A 20632-nucleotide genomic window follows, 5' to 3' on the forward strand; every position below is an offset into this window, starting at 1 on the left:
AAACGGCGCCGCACGATGGCTCGCACGGCGCCGCGATGGTTTCAACCCTCAGCGCGTTACTGCTGCTGCGCCTTTTCGAACGGCAGCACCGCTTCACCGGTCTTGTGCTGATCCGGCGTCAGGATGATCTGGGTATCGAGGCCGCGGAACTGCTCGAGGTCGTTACCCTTGATGCCCTTGTACTGAACCTGCATCATTCCAGACTCGGTCCATTCGCCATTCTTGCCGAACTTAACCGGACCCATGATGGTGTTGATGGTGTTCTGGCGAAGATATTCCGCGATCTTGTCGTCGTTCAGGCTCTTGGCGCCTTCGACTGCCTTGCCAAGCAACTCTGCATAGGCATAGCCCCAGGTACCGAGATAGTAGCCCAGCGGATCGACGCCCTCGGACTTGGCGCGTGACTGATATTCCTTCAGGAACGCCTCAGCGTCCGGATTCAGGAAATGCTTGGTCGGCGCCCAGGTCTCGTAGTTGATCCAGCCATTCATCAACGGGCCAAGCTGGGTCTTGATCGCGCTGATCTGCAGGCCGACCATCGAACCGCCGATCATCTTCGGCTTGAATCCGATTTCATTGACCGCGCGCACCATGCCGACCGAGTCCGGCGGATAGGAGCAGATGACGACGGCTTCCGGATTCGCCGCCTGGATCGCGCGAACGATCGGCGTGAAGTCCGTCGTGGCCGGCGGATATTTCCGATCGTAGACCACCTTGATGTTGTGCTTCTTCGCGTTCGTCCGCGCGCCTTCGCAGGCGTTGTTCGCGAACTCGGCGTCAGCTGCCACCAGCGCAACGGTCTGGATCTTGTTCTTGGCGGCGACTTCGAAGAAGCCCTCAGTGAAAGACGGCTTGGTGTTCTGCCCCGTCGGGATCATCGCGAAATATTTCGGGTAGTTGAATTCGCTGTTAACCGCGAGACCGAACAGGCCGATGATCGTCTTGCCCTTCTGCATGACGACCGGCATCGCCGGTGCGATCATGTTCGTGGCATACGGTCCGAGGATGAGGTCGACTTTGTCGACGTCGATCAGCTTGGTGTAGATGCCCGGCACGGTCGAGGCATTGGTCTGATCGTCATACGCGATGATCCGGACCGGACGCCCGAGCAGGCCGCCCTTCTTGTTGATCTGATCTTCCCAGATTTTAACGCCGAGCAGCGCCTGCTTGCCGGGGCCGGCGAGACCGCCGGTCATTGCGATGCCGAGACCGATCTTGATCGGTTCACCGGATTGCGCGTTCGCTTGCGGGCTTGCGAGCAACGACAGAGCCGCTGCACCCGCCGCAAGCATGCCGGTCAGGTTTCGTAACATGGGTTCCTCCCTTAAAGGCCCTTATTGATTTATGGGGGGATTCTTCCCGATCCGACCGGCGGCTTCAAGCTCTAAAACTCGACACCGCGCCAGCGCGGTTAATCGGCTCGCCCCGAAGCCCTTGGGATCGTTGCCTCCCGCCGCCTCGCGCGGTGAGGTTATCTTTTCGAAATACGGAGGATCTGCCGGGTGGCGGCGAGCCACCCGGCATTGGATCACACCCTGCCGGCGCGAAGCCGGGCTCGGCCTATTTGCCCCATACCTCGTGGGACAATTCGACGATTTCCCGCATCTTGGCCCATTGCTGGTCCTCGGTGAGGATGTTGCCCTCCTCGGTCGAGGCGAAGCCGCATTGCGGCGACAGGCAGAATTGCTCCAGCGGCCCGAATTTCGTCGCCTCGTCGATGCGGCGCTTCACCTCGTCCTTGCTTTCCAGGGTGCCGCTCTTGGAGGTGATCAGCCCGAGAACCACCTGCTTCTCGCCCTTTGGCAGGAAGCGCAGCGGCTCGAAGCCGCCGGCGCGATCGGAATCGTATTCCAGGAAATAGCCGTCGAAATTCACCTCGCCCAGCAGCACCTTGGCCACCGGCTCGTAGCCGCCCGAGGAGATGAAGGTGGAACGGAAATTGCCGCGGCAGGCATGCATGGTCACGGTCATGTCCGCTGGCTTGTCCTTGAGCGACAGGTTGATCATGTCGCGATATTTCTGCTGCAGGTCGTCGGTCTTGTCGCCGCGCTCGCGCGATTGCGCCAATTCCTTCTCCGAGCAGAGATAGGCCCAGACCGTGTCGTCGAATTGCAGATAGCGGCATCCGGCGTCGTAGAAGGCCTTCACCGCCTTGGCGTAAGCCTTGCCCAAATCCTCATAGAAGAGGTCGAGATCGGGATACACATCCTTGCTGATCTTGGCCCGCCCGCCGCGGAAATGCGCCACCGTCGGCGACGGGATCGTCATCTTCGGCACGACCTTGGTGTTGGCCTTCAGAAAGCGGAAATGGTCGAGAAACGGATGATCGTCCGGAAAATCGATCTTGCCCGTGGTGCGGATGTCCCAGGCCTTTGTCTCGGCGCCCTGAAACTTGATGCCCTGCGAATGGTCGTAGAGATCGATGCCGGTCATGCCGCCGAGAAAGTCGAAGTGCCAGAAGGTGCGCCGAAACTCGCCGTCGGTGGCGAGCTGCATGCCGACGTCTTCCTGCTGCTTGATGACCTTCTTGATCTCTTCATCCTCGACGGCCTTGAGCTGCGCCGCGGTGATCTCGCCCTTGTCGCGCCTGGCGCGAGCCTCCTTCAGGCGCTCGGGGCGCAGGAAGCTGCCGACCTGGTCGGCGCGGAAAGGCGGCCTTGTACGTTGCGTCATGAAGCATTCACTCCCATTCTTTTGTGCGTGTTTTCTTGAAGGTCAGTAGCGCGCCGGCACGGCCTTCCTGATGAGAACCGCGCCGGGCACGAGATCGCGGGTGCCCTGGTTGCGGAAGGCCAGCTGCAGATTGCGATGCGCCAGCCGCGCATGCTCGCGCATCAGCGCTTCGGCGCGCGCGCCTTCGCGTTCCTCGATCGCACGCACGACGCAATGATGATGGTCCTGGGCGATGGTCAGAATCTTTCGAGCTTCCGGCAACATGGCCTGAACCATAACGAAACCGCTCGGCGAAGCGAACGGAAGATTGAGTGCGCGATCGATCTGGCGCGCAAGCACGGGCGAGTCCGCGGCATCGATCAGCAGCGCATGAAACTGCCCATTCAGTCCCACATATTGCGAGAAGTCGTCGACGCTCAGAGTGGGCCGGCCCACCAGTTCGTCGAGCTGCGCCAGCCGGTCCTTGATCTCCAGCATGACAGCATTGCGGACGCCGCGTTCGGCCGCGAGCCGCGCCGCGAAACCTTCCAGCGTGCCGCGCATTTCGATCGCGTCGTGAATATCGCGCTCGGAGAATGCCTTCACGGCAAATCCTCCGGACGGTATGGCTTCGAGGAACCCCTCTTCTTCGAGCCTGACAAGGGCCATGCGGATGGGAGTACGGGAAATGCCGAGCCGCTCGACCACGGAAAGCTCGGAAATCCGGTCCCCCGGCTTCAGTTCGCCGGACAGGATCAGGTCGCGCAGCGACAGCTGCGCCTTGACCGTCTGCGACGACGACCGCTCGTTGTCGGCTGCCTGAACCGGCACAGATGCCTCCCCTTCTTCCCGGCCTTGAGATTGCCGGGAATTCATGCTGTATACAATACAGGCAGGAGGGGTGGTTAGTCCATCCGGAGCGCCAAGAAACGTCAATCCAACGCTAAGTTTTCGAAACAGGGACGAAACAGGCAGAGGGTGGGAGCGGCGGCTTTTCGCGCCTCTGTATACAGACACAGACGGATTTGCCGGTCTCAGGGCCAGGGCGGAAACGCCTCGCCTCGCGCAACCGGCCGCCTTGCGGTCCGCCACGCAACACTATCGAACCATCATCGGAGGAACATCAGATGGCTTACAAGAACCTGGAAGAGAAGTTGAAAGCGGCCGGCAATACGGTCGAGATGATGCGCAATTCGCAGATCGGCGCCTATGTGTATCCGGTCGTTGCGCCCGAATTCACCAACTGGCGCGACGAGCAGCGTGCATGGCGCGAGACCTGCGTGCTGTTCGACCAGTCGCACCACATGGTGAACCTGTTCGTGCGCGGCAAGGACACCGTGAAGCTCTTGTCCTATCTCTCCACCAACTCGTTCAAGAATTTCACCGTCGACAAAGCGAAGCAATTCGCGCCGGTGACGCCGTATGGCCATGTGATCGGCGACGGCATCCTGTTCTATCTCGCCGAAAACGAGATGGTGTATGTCGGCCGTAACCCGGCGGCGAACTGGATCGAATTCCACGCCAAGACCGGCGGCTTCGACGTGCAGACCGAATACGACGATCGCTCGCCGTCGCGCCCGATGGGCAAGCCGGTGACCCGGAGCTATTATCGCTATCAGATCCAGGGCCCGAACGCCGAAGGCGTGATCAAGAAGCTGACCGGCGGCACGTTCCCGGATATCAAGTTCTTCAACATGGGCTACGTGACCATGGCCGGCCGCAAGATCCGTGCGCTGCGTCACGGCATGGCCGGCGCGCCCGGTCTCGAAATCTGGGGTCCGTATGCCGAGGGCGACGAAGTTCGCAACGCCATCCTCGAAGCCGGCAAGGATTTCGGCATTGTGCCGGTCGGCGCCCGCGCCTACGCGACCAACACCCTGGAATCGGGCTGGATCCCGTCGCCGGTGCCGGCGATCTATTCCGGCGACAAGCTGAAGGCCTATCGCGAGTGGCTGCCGGAAACGAGCTACGAGGCGGTTGCCGGTCTCGGCGGTTCGTTCGTGTCGAAGAACATCGAGGACTATTACACGACTCCGTATGAGCTCGGCTACAACACCTTCACCAAGTTCGACCACGACTTCATCGGCTCGGATGCGCTGAAGGCGATGGAAGGCAAGAACCACCGCAAGAAGGTGACCTTCGCGTGGGATAACGACGACGTGAATCGCATCAACGCGTCGATGTTCGCTCCGCATGGCGAGAACTTCAAGTTCATCGACCTGCCTCTGTCGAACTACGCCTCGTCGTCCTACGACACCGTGATGGCGAAGGGCGGCAAGATGGCCGGCGCCTCGATGTTCTCGGGCTATTCCTTCAACGAGCGCAAGATGCTGTCGCTCGGCTGGGTGGAAGCCGAATACGCCAAGCCCGGCACCGAACTCACCCTAGTGTGGGGCGAGGAAAACGGCGGCACCAAGAAGACCACGGTCGAGCGCCACAAGCAGACCGAAGTGAAGGTCGTGGTCGGCCCGACTCCGTATGCGGCCGAAGTCCGCGAGGGCTATGAGGGCAAGTGGCGCCACCAGGCGGCATAAGCCTTCGTTCCACGTACCGGAATGACGAAGCCCCCGTGCGATGCACGGGGGCTTTTCTTAGTGCGACCCTTCGGACGTCGAACGCAGCCGCTGCAGAAGGCCGTTTCGCGCGCGCCCGCTTGATCCGCTATTCGACAGCGGCCGGCATCCTCGCCACCGACATCAGCGGCTGGGCCACCTGGTCGAGAAGCTGATCGGCGTTTTGCTCCTCACCGAGGGACTGGGTCAGCAGATGAACAATCACTGGCAGATGCAGCTGCGATGCCAGATTTCTCGCTGCGGTATAGGCCGCAATCTCGTAATGCTCGACGCGCTGGGCCGCTCCGATGAGTGCGATGTCGGCCGGCGCATCTTCCTTCTCCTTACCCTCGCCCATGACCTCTTCGCCTTCGTCGACCAGCCCGGCCATCCCCTTGCAGGGCTTGGCTCTCGCTGCGCCTCCCAGCATTTTGAGACATTCGGTGAGACGATCGACTTGCAGCTCCGTCTCGGCGAGATGGGTTTCGAACAGCGTCCTGAGTTGAGCGGTACGCGCAGCTTTCGCCATTTTTGGCAAGGCTTTCAACAGCTGCTTTTCGGCATGAAGGATATCTCGCAACTGATCGACGAGAAGGGCTTCCAGAATGTCGGAGCTGCCTTCCGAGCTCGCAGCATGAATTGAAGGGTTTTCACCGCCGTCAGCGAAATCCTGAAAAGCAGGAGCCTCCACATATTCCCACGGCTCTCCTTCGTTCCAGGGACCACGTGCATCGACTTCACCGTGATCGCCTTCTCCGGTCGAGTCGTTGAAATACTGATCGACCAATTGCGGCGTGGGCGCAATTCGACCAATCGAGAAAGGCGGTTTGCCCATGCTCTCCAGCGCAGCGGTGAACGCCCGCATATGCGTGATTTCACGCGTCATGAGAAACTGAAGGGCATCTTTGGTGCCGGAGTCCCGGCAGAAGTTGATCAGTCGCTCATAGACGATTTTGGCACGAGCTTCGGCAGCGATGTTGCTGCGCAGATCGACATCGAGCTCGCCCGTGACCTTCAGGTAGTCAGCCGTCCACGCGTTGCCCATCGAATTGAACAGATTTACGCCGCCGCCGCCCGCGATCGCGATCAGGGGATCGGCCTCCGCTTCTTCCCGGATGGATTTCATCGGCTTGAGATGCATCCGCGCCAAGGTCCCGACAATCTCCAGATGGCTCAACTCTTCGGTTCCGATGTCCATCAGCAGATCCTTGCGAGCAGGATCTTCGCAATTGAGACCTTGGACCGAATACTGCATCGCCGCAGCGAGCTCACCGTTGGCGCCGCCAAACTGCTCCAGCAGCATGTTGCCGAATCGGGGGTCGGGCTCATCCACGCGAACCGTGTACATGAGTTTTTTAACGTGATGATACATGACGTGACCTTGTGATTGCGGAAACGGATAGTGGACTTAGGCGAACGCGCCCTGGGCCTGCTCGTTCCGGCTGCAGACTTTATATTGCAGTTCCCATGAGCCTGAATTCACGTCAAAAGACGCACGTCGTTCGAAGACGAGGACATTGCTTCAGCGCCGCCGCAGGACAGCTTTTTGTTTTCATCAATGGAGACGCTATAACGAGTTGTGGCAGCGGATCGCTCTCGAAGTGCGGACCGCCTGATCAGCTTTCGCACCCACGCCCCAGGATCTCCGACGTGCAAGACCACTCGCTACCTCCCGACGCCCACGCCGCCGATTTCTGGCTGGCATGCGGGGCCATCCTCACCGTCGCGATCCTGCAATTCTTTCTGATCAACGATCTCTCGCTCGGGCCGCGCTGGCTCGCGCCGGCTATGGAGATCGCCCTTTTGATTCCGCTCGCCGTGATGTTCCGGATCGAGGAGATGCGGGCGCCGATTGCGATCGCCGATGGCAAGATCGTCGACCCGAAGCGCCGCACCATCCGCCACTTCGCGCTGGCGCTGATCCTGGTCATGACCGTCATGAATTTCGTCGCGCTGAGCGAGCTCGTGCAGGCGCTGCTCGACGGAAAGGCGGAGAACGCGCGGACGCTGCTGGTCGATGCGGTGATCATCTGGGTGATCAACGTGATCGTTTTCGGATTGTGGTTCTGGGGACTGGACGGCGGCGGCCCGGCGATGCGGCATGCGCTGGGCCAGCCCTATTACGAGTTCGTCTTCCCGCAGGCGACGGTCCATCGCGCGAAAGCATCATCGTTTTCGCCCGGCTTTATCGACTATCTGTTCCTGGCATTCACCAACGCGACCGCGTTTTCGCCGGCCGATACCATGCCGCTGTCGCAACGGGCCAAGCTGTTGATGATGGCTGAGGCGATGATCTCGCTGCTGACGGTCGCGTTCGTCGCAGCGCGCGCGGTGGGAATATTGCAGTAGCACCGACCGCGTAAATCCGCAGGGCAATGCACCTCCTCCCGAAGTCGTGAACCGCGATGGGCCGCCCGCTGTAACAGCGGGACAACCCGCCACGAAGATAGTTCGTCGACTGCATATGCGCCGGTCGGCCCTGCGATCTCAGGCATGTCAGCGCATGGGAGGTTTACGAATGCGATTTTCCGCTTTGAATGCAGCGCTTGTCGCTGTCGCCGTGCTGTTCTTTCCCGCTACATCGGCGCTCGCGGCCGACGAGCATTACGTCAAGGATGGCGCAGCCGTAGCCGGCTACGATGTGGTCGCCTATCACACCGTCGGGCAGCCGACGATGGGATCGAACCAGTTCACTGCCGAATATCAGGGCGCGACCTGGCGCTTTGCGTCTGCTGCGAACCGCGATCTGTTTGCTGCGGACCCTGCGAAATATGCTCCGGCTTATGGCGGGTGGTGCTCGGCCGGGGCCAGCAAGGGCAAGAAAGTCGCGACCAAGCCGGAATTCTGGAAGATCGTCGACGGCCAGTTGTATCTGAACAGCTCGGACGCGGCGCATACCAAACTGTTTCTCGCCGATACGTCGAATGTGATCCGGAAAGGCGAATCCAACTGGAAGGTGATTTACGCGACCAGCGCCGACAAGCTCTGATCGAAGAGCGAGTTATAGCCGAAACGCATACGGCCCGGCGCCTTGAGCCGCCGGGCCGTTCGTATGGACTCTGAAACAACAGATCCGCTGGAGCAGCCGCTGCGCTGGGCGCAGCGAATTACACCGCGAAGAACACCGTCTCCTTGTCGCCCTGCATGTGGATGTCCCAGCGCCACACGTCGCCTTGCTTCTTCGCCATCAGCGTGGCGCGGCGATCGGCCGGCACGAGGTTGAGCACCGGATCGGTTGCATTTGCGGCCTCGCCGTCGAAATAGACGCGGGTATAGACCTGCCGCAGCATGCCGCGCGCGAAGATCGCGACCACAATATGCGGCGCCTGCGCCTTGCCGTCGGGACCGGCCACCGCACCCGGCTTCACCGTGTCGAACTGAAACACGCCCGACCCGTCGCAGGCCGAGCGACCGTGGCCCTTGAACGCGGTGTTCGGCAGCCGGCGGCTGCCCGGCTCGTTCGAGTATTTTCCATTTCCGTCGGCCTGCCAGATTTCCAGCATCGCGTCGGGAATTGGCTTGCCGTCGCCGTCATAGATGCCGCCTTCGATGCGAATGCGGTCGCCGACAACATCGGCGGTGACGAGGTTCGAGCCGATGGTCTCCTTCCAAGAATAGGTCCCGTCCGGATCCCAGTGGGCGCGGCCCTTGGGGGTGAGGCCGTAGGCGTAGAACGGGCCGACGGTCTGCGAAGGTGTGAGAACTGACATGGTGTGAAATCCCGTTCGTTTTAATCCAGATCCGGAGGAGTCTGTTCGCGGCCGCGCAGCACGATGTCGAAGCGGAAGCACAGCGCCCAGTCCGGAATGGTGTTTTCGAGGTCGAAGGTCGAGACCATGCGATCCCGGTCCTTCGGGTCGGTCACCGAATTGAAGATCGGATCGAACGGGAACAGGTAATCGCCAGGGAAATACATCTGCGTCACCAGACGCGACAGGAACGAATGGCCGAACACCGAGAAATGGATGTGGTTCGGCCGCCAGGCATTGTGGTGATTGCCCCACGGATAGGCGCCGGGCTTCACGGTGATGAATTTGTAATAGCCGTTCTTGTCGGTGACGGTGCGGCCCGCGCCGGTGAAGTTCGGATCGAGCGGCGCCGGATGCTGATCGACGATATGCACGTAGCGACCGCAGGCATTGGCCTGCCAGATTTCCACGAGCGAATCCACGACCGGCCGCTTGTCCTCGTCGAGCACGTAGCCGTGCACGATGATGCGTTCGCCAAGCGGTTCGCCGCCCTTGCCCTGCTTCGTCAGGTCGTTGTCGTTTTCCTGGATTGCATCGTGGCCGTAGACCGGGCCGGTCAATTCCGACAGCGTATGCGGCGCCAGAATGAGCGGCTTGGTCGGCGAGCGTTTGACCGTGCTTTTGTATTCCGGCGTCAGGTGTTTCGGATAGGCCGACAGGCCGTCCAATGGATAGATCAAGGACATCGTTTTACTTCCCCTCGTATCTCGCCCGCTCATTCCCGCGAAAGCGGGACTCCAGTCTTTTGACTTAGGGTCCCCGCCTTCGCGGGGACGAGCGTTTTTCTCAAATCTTTTCCAGCGCGAGCGACACGCCCTGCCCAACGCCGACGCACATGGTCGCCAGCGCCTTCTTGCCGCCGCGCTTCTCGAGCGCATGCGCCGCGGTCATTGCGATCCGCGCGCCCGACATGCCCAGCGGATGGCCGAGCGCAATCGCACCGCCATTCGGATTGACCTGCTCGGCATCGTCCGGCAGCCCGAGCTGGCGCATCACCGCCAGACCCTGCGAGGCAAACGCTTCGTTCAGCTCGATCACGTCGAAATCGGTGATCTTCAGGCCGAGCTTGTCCATCAGCTTGCGCGTGGACGGTACCGGGCCGATGCCCATGATGCGCGGCGGCACGCCGGCCGACGCCATGCCGAGGATCCGCGCGCGTGGCGTCAGACCGTATTTCTTCACCGCCTCTTCCGAAGCGAGGATCATCGCCGCGGCACCATCGTTCACGCCAGACGCATTGCCGGCGGTGACGGTGCCATTTTCACGGAACGGCGTCTTCAGCTTGGCGAGCTGTTCCAGCGTAGTATCGGCGCGCGGGTGTTCGTCCTTGTCGAAGATCGTGACCTCGCCCTTGCGCCCGGCAATCTCGACCGGAACGATCTCCTCGGCGAAGAAACCGGCCGCCTGCGCCTTGGCAGCGCGCTGCTGCGAGCGATAAGCGAAAGCGTCCTGGTCGGCGCGCGTCACCTGATAATCTTCTGCGACGTTCTCGCCGGTCTCCGGCATGGAGTCGACGCCGTATTGCTTCTTCATCAGCGGATTGATGAAGCGCCAGCCGATGGTCGTATCGAAAATGTCGGCCTGGCGCGCGAAGGCTTCCTGCGACTTGCCCATCACGAACGGGGCGCGGGTCATGGATTCGACGCCGCCCGCGATCGCAAAGTCGATTTCGCCGGCGCGGATACCGCGCGCGGCATCGCCCACCGCATTCAGCCCTGAGGCACAGAGCCGGTTGACGGTGATGCCGGGCACGGAATCTGGCAGCCCCGCCAGCAGCAGCGCCATGCGCGCGACGTTGCGGTTATCCTCGCCGGCCTGATTGGCGCAGCCGAAGATCACCTCGTCGATCGCCGACCAGTCGACATTCGGATTGCGCTTCATCAGCGCCTTGATCGGCACGGCGGCGAGATCGTCCGCCCGCACCTTCGACAGCGAACCGCCATAACGGCCGATGGCGGTACGGGCGGCGTCGCAGAGGAATACTTCACGCATGCTTTGTCATACCTTTCCCCGTCACCCTGAGGTGCTTGCGCGTAAGCGCAAGCCTCGAAGGGCGACGGCCATTGTCTCAAGATCCGGGCCGCTCATCCTTCGAGGCTCGCTTCGCTCGCACCTCAGGATGACGGATAGTCGAGTTACATATAATCGCCGCTCACGCCGCCTCGCCGTGGGCGCGCGCAGTGCGGGCATGCAATTCGCGCAGCACCGACAATTCCTTCTCGGTCGGCGGCGGTGTTTCCGCGACCTTGTCGGCGTATTTCACGGTCCAGCCGGTATTTTCCTGGATCTGCTCGCGGGTCACGCCAGGATGGATCGAGGTGACCGTCATTTCCTTGGTGACCGGGTCGGGCTCGAAGATGCACAGATCGGTGACGAGCTTGGTCGGGCCCTTGGTCTTGACGCCAAGCCGCTCGCGATGATTGCCGCCCTCGCCAAACCCGAGCGAGGTGATGAAATCGAGCTTCTCCACGAACGAGCGCTTGCCCTGCGCCATGATGATGAAGATTTCGCCGCACGAGGTTGCGATCTCCGGCGCGCCGCCGCCACCCGGCAGCCGCACCTTCGGCTTGTCGTAGGGGCCGACCACTGTGGTGTTGAGGTTGGCATATTTGTCGATCTGCGCGCCGCCCAAAAATCCGACGGTGATGCGTCCGCCCTGCAGCCAGTAGCGGAACATTTCCGGCACCGACACCGTGGTCAGCGCGGTCTCGCAGAGTTCGCCATCGCCGATCGACAGCGGCAGCACGGTCGGCTTGGTCGCGAGCGTGCCCGACTCGTAGATCAGGGTGATGTCGGGCGCGTGGGTGAGGCGCGCGAGGTTCGATGCCGCCGAGGGCATGCCGATGCCGACAAAGGTGACGTCGGTATTCTTCAGCGCACGCGCCGCGGCGATGGTCATCATCTCATTGGGCTTGTAATTCATGACTCTCACTCCGCCGCCGTCCGCAGGCCTTCGACATGGCGGGCGAAATCCTCCGGCCGCTTGTCGAGCACATTCTCCTTCATCCAGGCGAGGAAGGAATCGCGGTCGCGCGCGATGCCGTCCCATTGCTTGTAGAAAGCGTTGAAGCGCTTGTAATAGCCTTGAGCATAGGACGGGAACGCGCCGCCCGGCACCACCGCGATTGCGCCGAGCGCCCAGCCCGGAATGATCACCGCGTTGAGATTGCGCGGGCCGAAATCGTCGACGATCTCCTCGACGGTGACGATCGACTTCTTCGCGGCAAGCACCGCTTCCTTCTGCACGCCGAGAATGCCTTCGAGCAGCACATTGCCGCCCTTGTCGGCGCGCAAGGCGTGGATGACTGCGACATCCGGCCGGTGCGCAGGAATCGTGGCCAGCTTTTCGCCGGTATACGGGCATTCGATGAACTTGATCGCCGGATTCACCTTCGGCAGATCGGTGCCGATGTAACCGCGGAACGTCGTGAACGGCAGGCCCGCGGCGCCGGCGGCATAGGCATTCGCCATCGCGGCATGCGAATGCTCGACGATCTCGAGCTTGTTGGGCCATCCGTTCTCGACCGCATCGCGCAGCCGGTGCAGCGAGCCGACGCCCGGATTGCCGCCCCAGGAGAAGATGATCTTGTCGGCGCAGCCCATCCCGATCATCTGGTCGTAGATCAGATCCGGCGTCATCCGCAGAAGCGTCAGATGCTTCTTGCCCTGACGAATGATTTCGTGCCCCGCGGCATGCGGGATCAGATGGGTAAAGCCTTCCATCGCAACCGTATCGCCATCCTTGATGGTCGATGACACGGCCTCGGCAAGCGACATCACACGCGACATATCAAGCGGTTCCTCGGGCGCGTTGTCGCGCCGGTTTGCTTTATTCTATTTACGGAGCGGGTTTCGGAGGGTCAAATGCCAGCGAATTCGCGCCAAGTCCAATATTTTTGGCTGCGGAACGCCCTGCCCTGACGCACGCCCGCCGCACCGCATGACCGCCAGCCGGAAACAACATGAACCTGATCTCGCCCGCGCCCATCCTGACCGTCCACGCAGAACTTGCCGACATCCTCCAGTTCGGGGCGACGCCGATCGGCGAACGGCGCGTCATCAACATTCTTGGCGGAACCGTCACCGGCAAGGTGACAGGCAAAATCCTGCCCGGCGGCGCCGACTGGCAGTTCATCCGTGCCGACGGCGCTGCCCATGTCGAGGCGCGCTACACCATCCAGGCCGACAGCGGCGCCTATATTCTGGTCTATAGCGAGGGCATCCGGCATGGGCCGCCGGAAGTACTGGCGCGCCTCCTGACCGGAGAGCAGGTCGATCCCTCGCTTTATTATTTCCGCACCTGCATGCGATTTGAGACCGGCGACAAGGACCTGGACTGGCTGAACCGCGTCATCACCATCGCCCGCGGGCAGCGCGAGAAGAATGCGGTGAAGCTGGAGGTATACGAGGTCCTTTAGCCCGTCCCTGCCAACCGCCACACCGGCGTGCCGGCAGGCTCAGTGGGCAGAAATCCCTCTATTTGGTGGCTTTTTTCTCCATACCTCCAAGGATGGGGATTGACCCCGGGCCGGTTTTCGGGAATTTGTTGTCAACGACAACGATTAGACCAAGGCCGGACAGGCCGTCTCGGGGACCGATGCCAAGGACCAAGATCGACATTCCAAACCTGCCTGCCTCGATTACCGCCGAACGTGACGGCGAGATCGGATTCCTGCGGCTGTCGCGACCGGAAAAGCGCAACGCCCTGAACGACACGCTGGTGATGGGCATCGAGGCCTATTTCGCCGGCCTGCCCTCCGACATCCGCGCCGTGGTGCTGACCGGCGATGGCGACCATTTCTCCGCCGGCCTCGATCTGTCCGAGTTGACGGTTCGCGGCACGGTCGAGTCTGTGCATCATTCGCGCAACTGGCATCGCGTCTTCGACATGTTCGAATTCGGCAAGGTGCCGGTCATCGCGGTGCTGCATGGCGCGGTTGTTGGCGGCGGCCTCGAACTGGCCTCGGCCTGCCATGTGCGGGTGGCGGAAAAGTCGACCTATTACGCGCTGCCGGAAGGCGTACGCGGCATCTATGTCGGCGGCGGCGGCTCGGTTCGCATTCCACGCCTGATCGGCGCATCGCGCATGATGGACATGATGCTGACCGGCCGCACCTATGGCGCCGAAGATGGGCTGACAATGGGCCTGTCCCACTATCTGGTGGAAAACGGCACCGGCCTGGAGAAGGGTATCGAACTGGCCAGGCGCTGCGCGGCCAATACCGCGATGACGAATTATGCCGTGATGCATGCGCTGCCACGAATTGCGGACATCGACCGTCCGGGCGGCTATATGATGGAAGCTCTGATGGCTGCGATTTCCTCCGGCAGCGAGGAAGCGCAGTCGCGGCTGAAGGATTTTCTTGAGAAACGGGCGCCCAAGGCTCTGCACAAGGGCTGAAGAGAAGGCGCCGGCAGGGTGGATAGCCATGGCGCAAGCGCCTCAGACGACACGTACAGCTACATCGGCTCCGATCCGGCCGGTGAAACTCGAAAAGCCGGAGATCGATATCGAGCGGCGGCCGGACGGCACCATGCTGATCCGTTCGCGCTATCCGCTCGACGATTATCCGGCGCGGATCACCGACCGATTGGTGCATTGGGCTAACAAGACGCCCGACCGCACCTTCATGGCCGCGCGCGATGCCAACGGCGAATGGCGCCACATCAGCTACGCGCAGGCGCTGCAATACGCCAAATGCATCGGCCAGGCCCTGCTCACGCGCAACCTGTCCGCCGAGCGGCCGGTCGCGATCCTGTCCGGCAACGATCTCGAACATGCGATGCTCGCGCTGGGCTGCCTCTATGTCGGCATCCCGTATGCGCCGATCTCGCCGGCTTATTCGCTGGTCTCATCGGATTTCGGCAAGCTGCGCTACATCCTCGATCTGCTCACGCCGGGCATGGTATTCGCCTGCGACGGCCAGCAATATTCTAAGGCGATCGAAGCGATCGTTCCGAAAGAGACCGAACTGGTCTTCACGCGCAACCCGATCCCGGGCCGTCACTCGATCGACTTCAATCATCTCGCCGCCACCATTCCGACCGATGCGGTCGAGGACGCGCATGACAAGGTGGGGCCCGACACGATCGCGAAATTCCTGTTCACCTCGGGCTCGACCGGCATGCCGAAGGGTGTGATCAATACCCAGAGGATGTGGTGCTCGAACCAGATCATGGTGCGCTCGGCGTTGCAGTATCTGCAGGACGAGCCGCCCACGGTGCTGGACTGGGCGCCGTGGCATCACACCGCCGGCGGCAACCACGACGTCGGCCTCGCGCTCTATAATGGCGGCACCTTCTATATCGACGAGGGCAAGCCGCTGCCGGGCGCGATCGAGCACACGGTGCGCAATCTGAAGGACGTTGCCTGCACCTGGTATTTCAACGTACCGAAAGGATACGAGGCATTACTGCCGTTCTTCCGTTCGGACGAGCAACTCCGGCGCAACTTCTTCAGCCGCCTCAAAGTGCTGTGGTACGCGGGCGCCGCCATCGCGCAGCACGTCTATGACGAGTATCAGGACCTCGCGATGCAGACGATCGGGCAGCGCGTCCTGTTCCTCACCGGTCTGGGCTCGACCGAAACCGCGCCCTTCGCGATGAGCCGGATGTGGGAGAGCGTCCACGGGGTCAATATGGGCCTGCCGGCGCGCGGCTCGACGCTGAAACTGGTGCCGGTCGACGGCAAGCTGGAGGCGCGCTTCAAGGGGCCACATATCACGCCGGGTTACTGGCGCCAGCCGGACCTGACCGCGAAAGCCTTCGACGAGGAAGGCTTCTACAAGATCGGCGACGCGCTCAAATTCGAGGATGAGAACAATCCGCTGCAGGGCCTGTTGTTCGACGGCCGCATCGCCGAGGATTTCAAGCTCGGCACCGGCACATGGGTCAGCGTCGGCCCGCTGCGGGCAGCTTTCATCTCGCACTTTGCGCCGTATGTCCGCGACGTGGTGATCGGCGGCGCCGACCGCGACTATATCGGCGTCATCGTCATCCCCGACGTAGAAGCACTGCGCAAATATGCGCCGGACCTGCCGAAGGACGCAGCTGCGGCCGACGTGCTGGACCATGCCGGCGTGAAGGCGAAGTTCAGGGACTTGCTGGCGGACTTCGCAAAGTCCTCGACCGGCTCGTCCAATCGCGTGATGCGGGCGATCCTGCTCGCCGAGCCGCCATCGCTCGATGTCGGTGAAATCACCGACAAGGGCTCGATCAACCAGCGCGCGGTGTTGAGCCATCGCAAGGCGATGGTGGCGGAAATGTATTCCGATCCGCCCTCGCCCCGCGTGATCACCATCGACAAAAAGGCCTGACATGTCTGAAAAAACACGCGGCATCGGCGCCACGTTCACCGATGCATGGCTGGTCGAGGGCGTGCGCACGCCGTTCGCCGATTACAACGGACCGCTGGCGGCGATCTCGCCGACCGATCTTGGCATCAAGGTCGGGCGCGAGGTGCTGAAGCGCGCCGGCGTCAAGGGCGACGATATCGACACCGTCATCACCGGCAACATGGCGCAGGCGAGCTTCGACGTGTTCTGCCTGCCGCGCCATGTGGCGCTTTATTCCGGCGCTCCGATCGAGACGCCGGCGCATCATGTGCAGCGCGTTTGCGGCACCGGCATCGAGGTGCTGTCGCAGGGCGCCGATGCGGTGTCGCTCGGACGCGCGGACGTCGCGCTCTGCGTCGGCACGGAGTCGATGAGCCGCAATCCGGTCGCGTCCTATACCAGCCGCAGCGGCTTCCGCCTCGGCCAGGTCGAGTTCAAGGATTTCCTCTGGGAGGCTTTGCTCGATCCCGCTGCCAAGGTCACGATGGGAGACACCGCGGAAAATCTCGCGCGGCAATATCAGATCACCCGCAAGGAAGTGGACGAGTTTGCCGCGCGTTCGTTCGACCGCGCGCTCGCCGCTCAAAAGGACGGTTTTCTCGATGGCGAGATCGTCCCGGTCACGACCGAGACGTTCGAACTGGAAGGCTACGAACCGCGCGGCATCAAACTGTCGCGCAAGACCCCGGAAGTGAAGGCCGACACCCATGTGCGGCCCTCGCCTGTGGATACGCTCGCGAAAATCCCGCCGGCCTTTGGTGGCGTGCAGACCGGCGGCAATTCGTCGGCGATTGTCGATGGCGCCGCGGCGGCGCTGGTCGCGAGCGGCGATTATCTGAAGAAGAACGGCAAGACGCCGCTGGCGCGCCTGGTGGCGTCCGCGGCTGTCGGCGTGCCGCCGGAGGTGATGGGGATCGGACCTGTGCCGGCCATCAAGGCGGTACTGGAACGCGCCGGGCTGAAGCTTTCCGACATCGACCGCATCGAGATCAACGAGGCCTTCGGTGCGCAGGTCATGGCCTGCGCCCGCGAACTCGGCATCGACGAGGACAAGCTCAACGTCAATGGCGGCGCCATCGCCATCGGCCATCCGCTTGGCGCCACCGGCATTCGCATCACCACGACGCTCGCTCGCGAGTTGAAGCGCAAGGGCCTGCGCTACGGCATCTCGTCGGCCTGCATCGGCGGCGGCCAGGGGATTGCGCTGCTGATCGAGAATACCGAAGCCTCGAAGAATTAGGCGGTCACATGGACATCAACGGACAAGTCGCAATCATCACCGGCGGCGCATCGGGGCTGGGCGCCGCGACCGCGCAAGCCTTCGTCAAGGCGGGCGCCAAGGTGGCGCTGCTCGACATCAATCTGGCCGCAGCCCAACAGGTTGCTGACAAGCTCGGCGGCATCGCAGTCAAATGCGACGTCACCGACGATCAGAGCGCGGCGGACGCGCTGTCCGAGGTGCAGAAGAAATACGGCGTCGGCCGCGTGCTGGTGAATTGCGCCGGCGTCGGCCCGCCCAAGCGCATCGTCGGCCGCGACGGGCCGATGCCGCTTGCCGACTACAAGAAGGTGATCGAGATCAACCTGATCGGCACCTTCAACATGATGCGGCTGTTCGCGGCGGCGTTGAGCAAGGCCGAACCGCTCGATGGTGGCGAGCGCGGCGTCATCATCTCGACCGCATCGGTCGCCGCCTTCGAAGGGCAGATCGGCCAGGCCGCCTATTCGTCGTCGAAGGGCGGCGTGGTGGCACTGACCATGCCGGCGGCGCGTGAATTCGCCCAGTTCGGCATTCGCGTGATGACGATCGCGCCCGGCATTTTCCATACGCCGATGCTCGACGCCTTGCCGGAAGAGGCACAAAAGAGCCTCGGCGCGTCGGTGCCGTTCCCGCCGCGGCTCGGGCGGCCAGAGGAATATGCCGATCTGGCGATGTTCATCGTGCGAAACGGTTATATGAACGGCGAGACCATCCGCATCGACGGCGCCTTGCGCATGGCGCCGCGTTGACTTTTTCCTTCACCTCCCCCTGAAAGGGGGAGGTCGACCGTCGAGCGCAGCGAAGACGGTCGGGCGGGGGTCACGTTACGACCCCCTCCCCCAACCCTCCTCCTTTCAGGGGGAGGGAGTCCAACCACCCCGCATCGCTGCGCGAGAATACGTCAATGCTCAGCAACAGCCGTAGCGTCAGGATCGAGTGGGGGGATTGCGATCCCGCCGGCATCATTTTCTATCCGCGCTATTTCGCGATGTTCGACCATTCGGTCACCATGCTGATCACCGCCGCGTCCGGCGTGAGCAAGGCCGAACTGCTCAAGCGCTACGAGTTCGACGGCTATCCGCTGGTCGCGACCCAAGCCAAATTCATCGTCCCGACCCGGTTCGGAGACGATGTCATCATCCAGTCGACCTTCGTGCGGGTCGGCCGGTCCAGCTTCGAGATCAAGCATCAAATCCGGAAGAACAACCAGGTCGCCGTCGAAGGCCAGGAAACGCGCGCCTGGGTGAAGCGCGAAGCCCACGACAAGTCAAAGATCAAGTCGCATCCGTTGCCGGAGGAACTGGCGGCGCGATTCCGCGGCGAGTTCTGAGCGCCCGCCTGGCGACAGGCGCGGCGCGAACGCTACAGACCTAGCGCCGTCGATATCTTCCGCAACGTCCTGACGAACTGCTCACGCTCCGCCGGCCCGACGATTGCGTCGAGTTCGCTCTCGTGACGCTGCGCGCATTCGTGCATCGCCCGCATCACCTTGCGACCGGCATCGGTCAGCGACAGCTCGTAGAGCCTGCGATCGCTGCGCGTCCGAACCCGGCTGATCAATCCGCGCTTGACCAGATTGTCGAGCACCGGCGTGAGTGTGGATTTGTCGCTACCGATTGCGCGCGCGAGTGCGGTCTGGCTGATCCCGGGATTGCGATCGATCAGGGCCAGAGCGGCAAATCGTCCAGGGCTCAAGCCCACGGATTGGGCATGCCGCGCGAAGGATTGGAACGACGCGATCTGCGCGATCCGAAGCCGGAAACCGATCCAGTCGTCGAACGGACCGAAATCGAGGGTGTCATCCACGCTGGCGCGCGGACTGACATCGCTTTCGGCGCTGCTCAGTGCGACCGTATCGCGCGCCAAAATGTCCCCCTTGATGCGTCGAAAGATCAACCTGAAAATTGTTTTATATCCAACTATTCTCCCCTACAATGCCGGGAAACATCTCGCATCTGCGAAATGCATAAAGAACCGCGATCTCAGACCCGAGGGAGAAACATCCGAATGATATCCAGACAATCCATTTGCTCGCTTGCTGCCGCTGGCGCCCTGCTGGCGTTGGCTTCGCCCGCGATGGCGCAGGACAAGACCTTCGATCTCAAACTTGCCCACTGGGTCCCGCCGTCTCACCCGCTGCAGAAGGCCCTGGAAGACTGGGGCTCGTCGGTCGAGAAGGCCTCGGGCGGAACCATCAAGTTCAAGGTCTATCCGTCGCAGCAACTCGGCAAGGCCTTCGACCATTACGACATGGCGCGCGATGGCATTGCCGACCTCACCTACATCAATCCGGGCTATCAGCCGGGCCGCTTCCCGATCATCGGCGCCGGCGAATTGCCGTTCCTGGTCACCAATGCCAAGGGCGGTTCGCAGGCGCTCGACGCCTGGTACCGCAAATACGCGGGCAAGGAGATGAAGGACGTCAAATTCTGCCTCGCTTTCATGCACGATCCCGGCACTTTCCACTCCGTGAAGAAGAAGATCACCGTGCCCGGCGACATCAAGGGCATGAAGGTGCGGCCGGCGCATGCGACCATGGCGCAATATATTTCGCTGCTTGGCGGATCGAACGTGCAGTCCAGCGCACCGGAAGTGCGTGACATCCTCGAAAAGGGCGTGGCCGAGGCCGTGACCTTCCCCTGGGGCTCGGTGCCGCTCTTCGGCATCGACAAGGTGACGAAATATCACATCGACGCACCGATGTACGCGACCACCTTTGCCTTCGTCTTCAGCCCCTCGACCTACAACCAGATGTCGGCGGCGCAGAAGAAGGTGATCGACGATCACTGCACCAACGAGTGGGCATTGCGGGTCGCGGCCCCGTGGGCAGACTACGAGCATGCCGGCATTGGCAAGCTCAAGGCGGATTCGTCCCGCGAGGTCTACTCGCTGACGCCCGAACAGCTCGCCGAATGGAAGAAGGCCGCCGAACCGCTCGAGAAGGCGTGGGCAGCCAATGTGAAGAAGGCGGGCGGCGATCCGGACGCGGTCATGAAGGAACTGCGGGATTCGCTTTCGAAGTTCAACGCGGCCTATTGATCGCGCGACGCGTTCCAGGCGATATGCAACCGACGGCGGGGGACT

Annotated in this window: 20 protein-coding genes; 10 read left to right on the forward strand and 10 right to left on the reverse strand. The window is 62.1% G+C overall.

The genetic code is table 11. From position 1 onward, the window contains the following. Positions 1-56: 56 nt before the first annotated feature. From AC5I5I_RS02065 to AC5I5I_RS02075, 3 genes are all read right to left on the reverse strand, one after another. Positions 57-1313 carry an amino acid ABC transporter substrate-binding protein gene (locus AC5I5I_RS02065; RefSeq protein WP_495969454.1) on the reverse strand — a complete coding sequence of 419 codons (1257 nt, stop codon included), beginning with the start codon at positions 1311-1313 and terminating at the stop codon, positions 57-59. 247 nt (positions 1314-1560) lie between these two features. Further along, complete coding sequence (locus tag AC5I5I_RS02070) at positions 1561-2673, reverse strand: 5-methyltetrahydropteroyltriglutamate--homocysteine S-methyltransferase (RefSeq protein ID WP_495969455.1); 1113 nt, start codon at positions 2671-2673, stop codon at positions 1561-1563. A 42-nt stretch (positions 2674-2715) separates the two neighbouring features. Beyond that, positions 2716-3483: a GntR family transcriptional regulator gene (locus tag AC5I5I_RS02075; RefSeq protein WP_495969456.1), complete on the reverse strand. Its 768-nt coding sequence runs from the start codon at positions 3481-3483 to the stop codon at positions 2716-2718. Between the two features lie 296 nt (positions 3484-3779). Here AC5I5I_RS02075 and ligM point away from each other — a divergent pair, with 296 nt between their 5' ends. Continuing rightward, entirely contained in the window at positions 3780-5186 is a 1407-nt protein-coding gene (gene ligM, locus AC5I5I_RS02080; protein WP_495969457.1) for a vanillate/3-O-methylgallate O-demethylase, read from the forward strand. 127 nt (positions 5187-5313) lie between these two features. On the opposite strand, the gene AC5I5I_RS02085 is transcribed toward ligM, so the two are convergent. Next, positions 5314-6576, reverse strand: a complete 1263-nt coding sequence (locus tag AC5I5I_RS02085) for a DUF892 family protein (RefSeq protein ID WP_495969458.1) — start codon at positions 6574-6576, stop codon at positions 5314-5316. Positions 6577-6854: 278 nt separating this feature from the next. Between AC5I5I_RS02085 and AC5I5I_RS02090 the strand changes: the two genes are divergently transcribed. Then, positions 6855-7553, forward strand: a complete 699-nt coding sequence (locus AC5I5I_RS02090) for a hypothetical protein (protein WP_495969459.1) — start codon at positions 6855-6857, stop codon at positions 7551-7553. Positions 7554-7722: 169 nt separating this feature from the next. Then, positions 7723-8193 carry a YHS domain-containing (seleno)protein gene (locus AC5I5I_RS02095; RefSeq protein WP_495969460.1) on the forward strand — a complete coding sequence of 157 codons (471 nt, stop codon included), beginning with the start codon at positions 7723-7725 and terminating at the stop codon, positions 8191-8193. A gap of 118 nt (positions 8194-8311) precedes the next feature. Here the strand turns inward: AC5I5I_RS02095 and pcaG are convergent, their stop codons facing one another. The 5 genes from pcaG to AC5I5I_RS02120 form a co-directional block, all read right to left on the reverse strand. Beyond that, a complete protein-coding gene (gene pcaG / locus AC5I5I_RS02100; RefSeq protein WP_495969461.1) occupies positions 8312-8914 on the reverse strand; it encodes a protocatechuate 3,4-dioxygenase subunit alpha in 603 nt (200 codons plus the stop codon). Positions 8915-8934: 20 nt separating this feature from the next. Next, entirely contained in the window at positions 8935-9639 is a 705-nt protein-coding gene (pcaH, locus tag AC5I5I_RS02105; protein ID WP_495969462.1) for a protocatechuate 3,4-dioxygenase subunit beta, read from the reverse strand. A gap of 100 nt (positions 9640-9739) precedes the next feature. Next, positions 9740-10945 (reverse strand): 3-oxoadipyl-CoA thiolase, encoded by a 1206-nt coding sequence (pcaF, locus tag AC5I5I_RS02110; protein WP_495969463.1) that lies wholly within the window; start codon positions 10943-10945, stop codon positions 9740-9742. Between the two features lie 160 nt (positions 10946-11105). Then, positions 11106-11876 (reverse strand): CoA-transferase subunit beta, encoded by a 771-nt coding sequence (locus AC5I5I_RS02115; protein ID WP_495969464.1) that lies wholly within the window; start codon positions 11874-11876, stop codon positions 11106-11108. Between the two features lie 5 nt (positions 11877-11881). Then, positions 11882-12742, reverse strand: coding sequence for a CoA transferase subunit A (locus AC5I5I_RS02120; RefSeq protein ID WP_495969465.1), 861 nt, complete (start codon positions 12740-12742; stop codon positions 11882-11884). 173 nt (positions 12743-12915) lie between these two features. Here AC5I5I_RS02120 and AC5I5I_RS02125 point away from each other — a divergent pair, with 173 nt between their 5' ends. The 6 genes from AC5I5I_RS02125 (at position 12916) to AC5I5I_RS02150 (ending at position 18878) form a co-directional block, all read left to right on the forward strand. Continuing rightward, the gene (locus tag AC5I5I_RS02125; RefSeq protein ID WP_495969466.1) at positions 12916-13371 is read left to right on the forward strand and encodes a DUF3237 domain-containing protein; all 456 of its coding nucleotides are present in this window, start codon (positions 12916-12918) and stop codon (positions 13369-13371) included. 179 nt (positions 13372-13550) lie between these two features. Further along, positions 13551-14354: a crotonase/enoyl-CoA hydratase family protein gene (locus tag AC5I5I_RS02130; protein ID WP_495969467.1), complete on the forward strand. Its 804-nt coding sequence runs from the start codon at positions 13551-13553 to the stop codon at positions 14352-14354. Between the two features lie 28 nt (positions 14355-14382). Continuing rightward, positions 14383-16269, forward strand: a complete 1887-nt coding sequence (locus AC5I5I_RS02135; protein ID WP_495969468.1) for a feruloyl-CoA synthase — start codon at positions 14383-14385, stop codon at positions 16267-16269. 1 nt (position 16270) lies between these two features. After that, entirely contained in the window at positions 16271-17527 is a 1257-nt protein-coding gene (locus AC5I5I_RS02140) for a thiolase family protein (protein ID WP_495969469.1), read from the forward strand. Between the two features lie 8 nt (positions 17528-17535). Next, the gene (locus AC5I5I_RS02145) at positions 17536-18297 is read left to right on the forward strand and encodes an SDR family NAD(P)-dependent oxidoreductase (protein WP_495969470.1); all 762 of its coding nucleotides are present in this window, start codon (positions 17536-17538) and stop codon (positions 18295-18297) included. Positions 18298-18452: 155 nt separating this feature from the next. After that, positions 18453-18878, forward strand: coding sequence for an acyl-CoA thioesterase (locus AC5I5I_RS02150; protein ID WP_495969471.1), 426 nt, complete (start codon positions 18453-18455; stop codon positions 18876-18878). A gap of 32 nt (positions 18879-18910) precedes the next feature. Here the strand turns inward: AC5I5I_RS02150 and AC5I5I_RS02155 are convergent, their stop codons facing one another. Then, positions 18911-19414, reverse strand: a complete 504-nt coding sequence (locus AC5I5I_RS02155; protein WP_495969472.1) for a MarR family winged helix-turn-helix transcriptional regulator — start codon at positions 19412-19414, stop codon at positions 18911-18913. Between the two features lie 141 nt (positions 19415-19555). Here AC5I5I_RS02155 and AC5I5I_RS02160 point away from each other — a divergent pair, with 141 nt between their 5' ends. Next, positions 19556-20587 carry a TRAP transporter substrate-binding protein gene (locus AC5I5I_RS02160; RefSeq protein ID WP_495969473.1) on the forward strand — a complete coding sequence of 344 codons (1032 nt, stop codon included), beginning with the start codon at positions 19556-19558 and terminating at the stop codon, positions 20585-20587. The last annotated feature ends 45 nt before the right edge of the window (positions 20588-20632 follow it).

The organism is Pseudorhodoplanes sp., assembly GCF_059499825.1.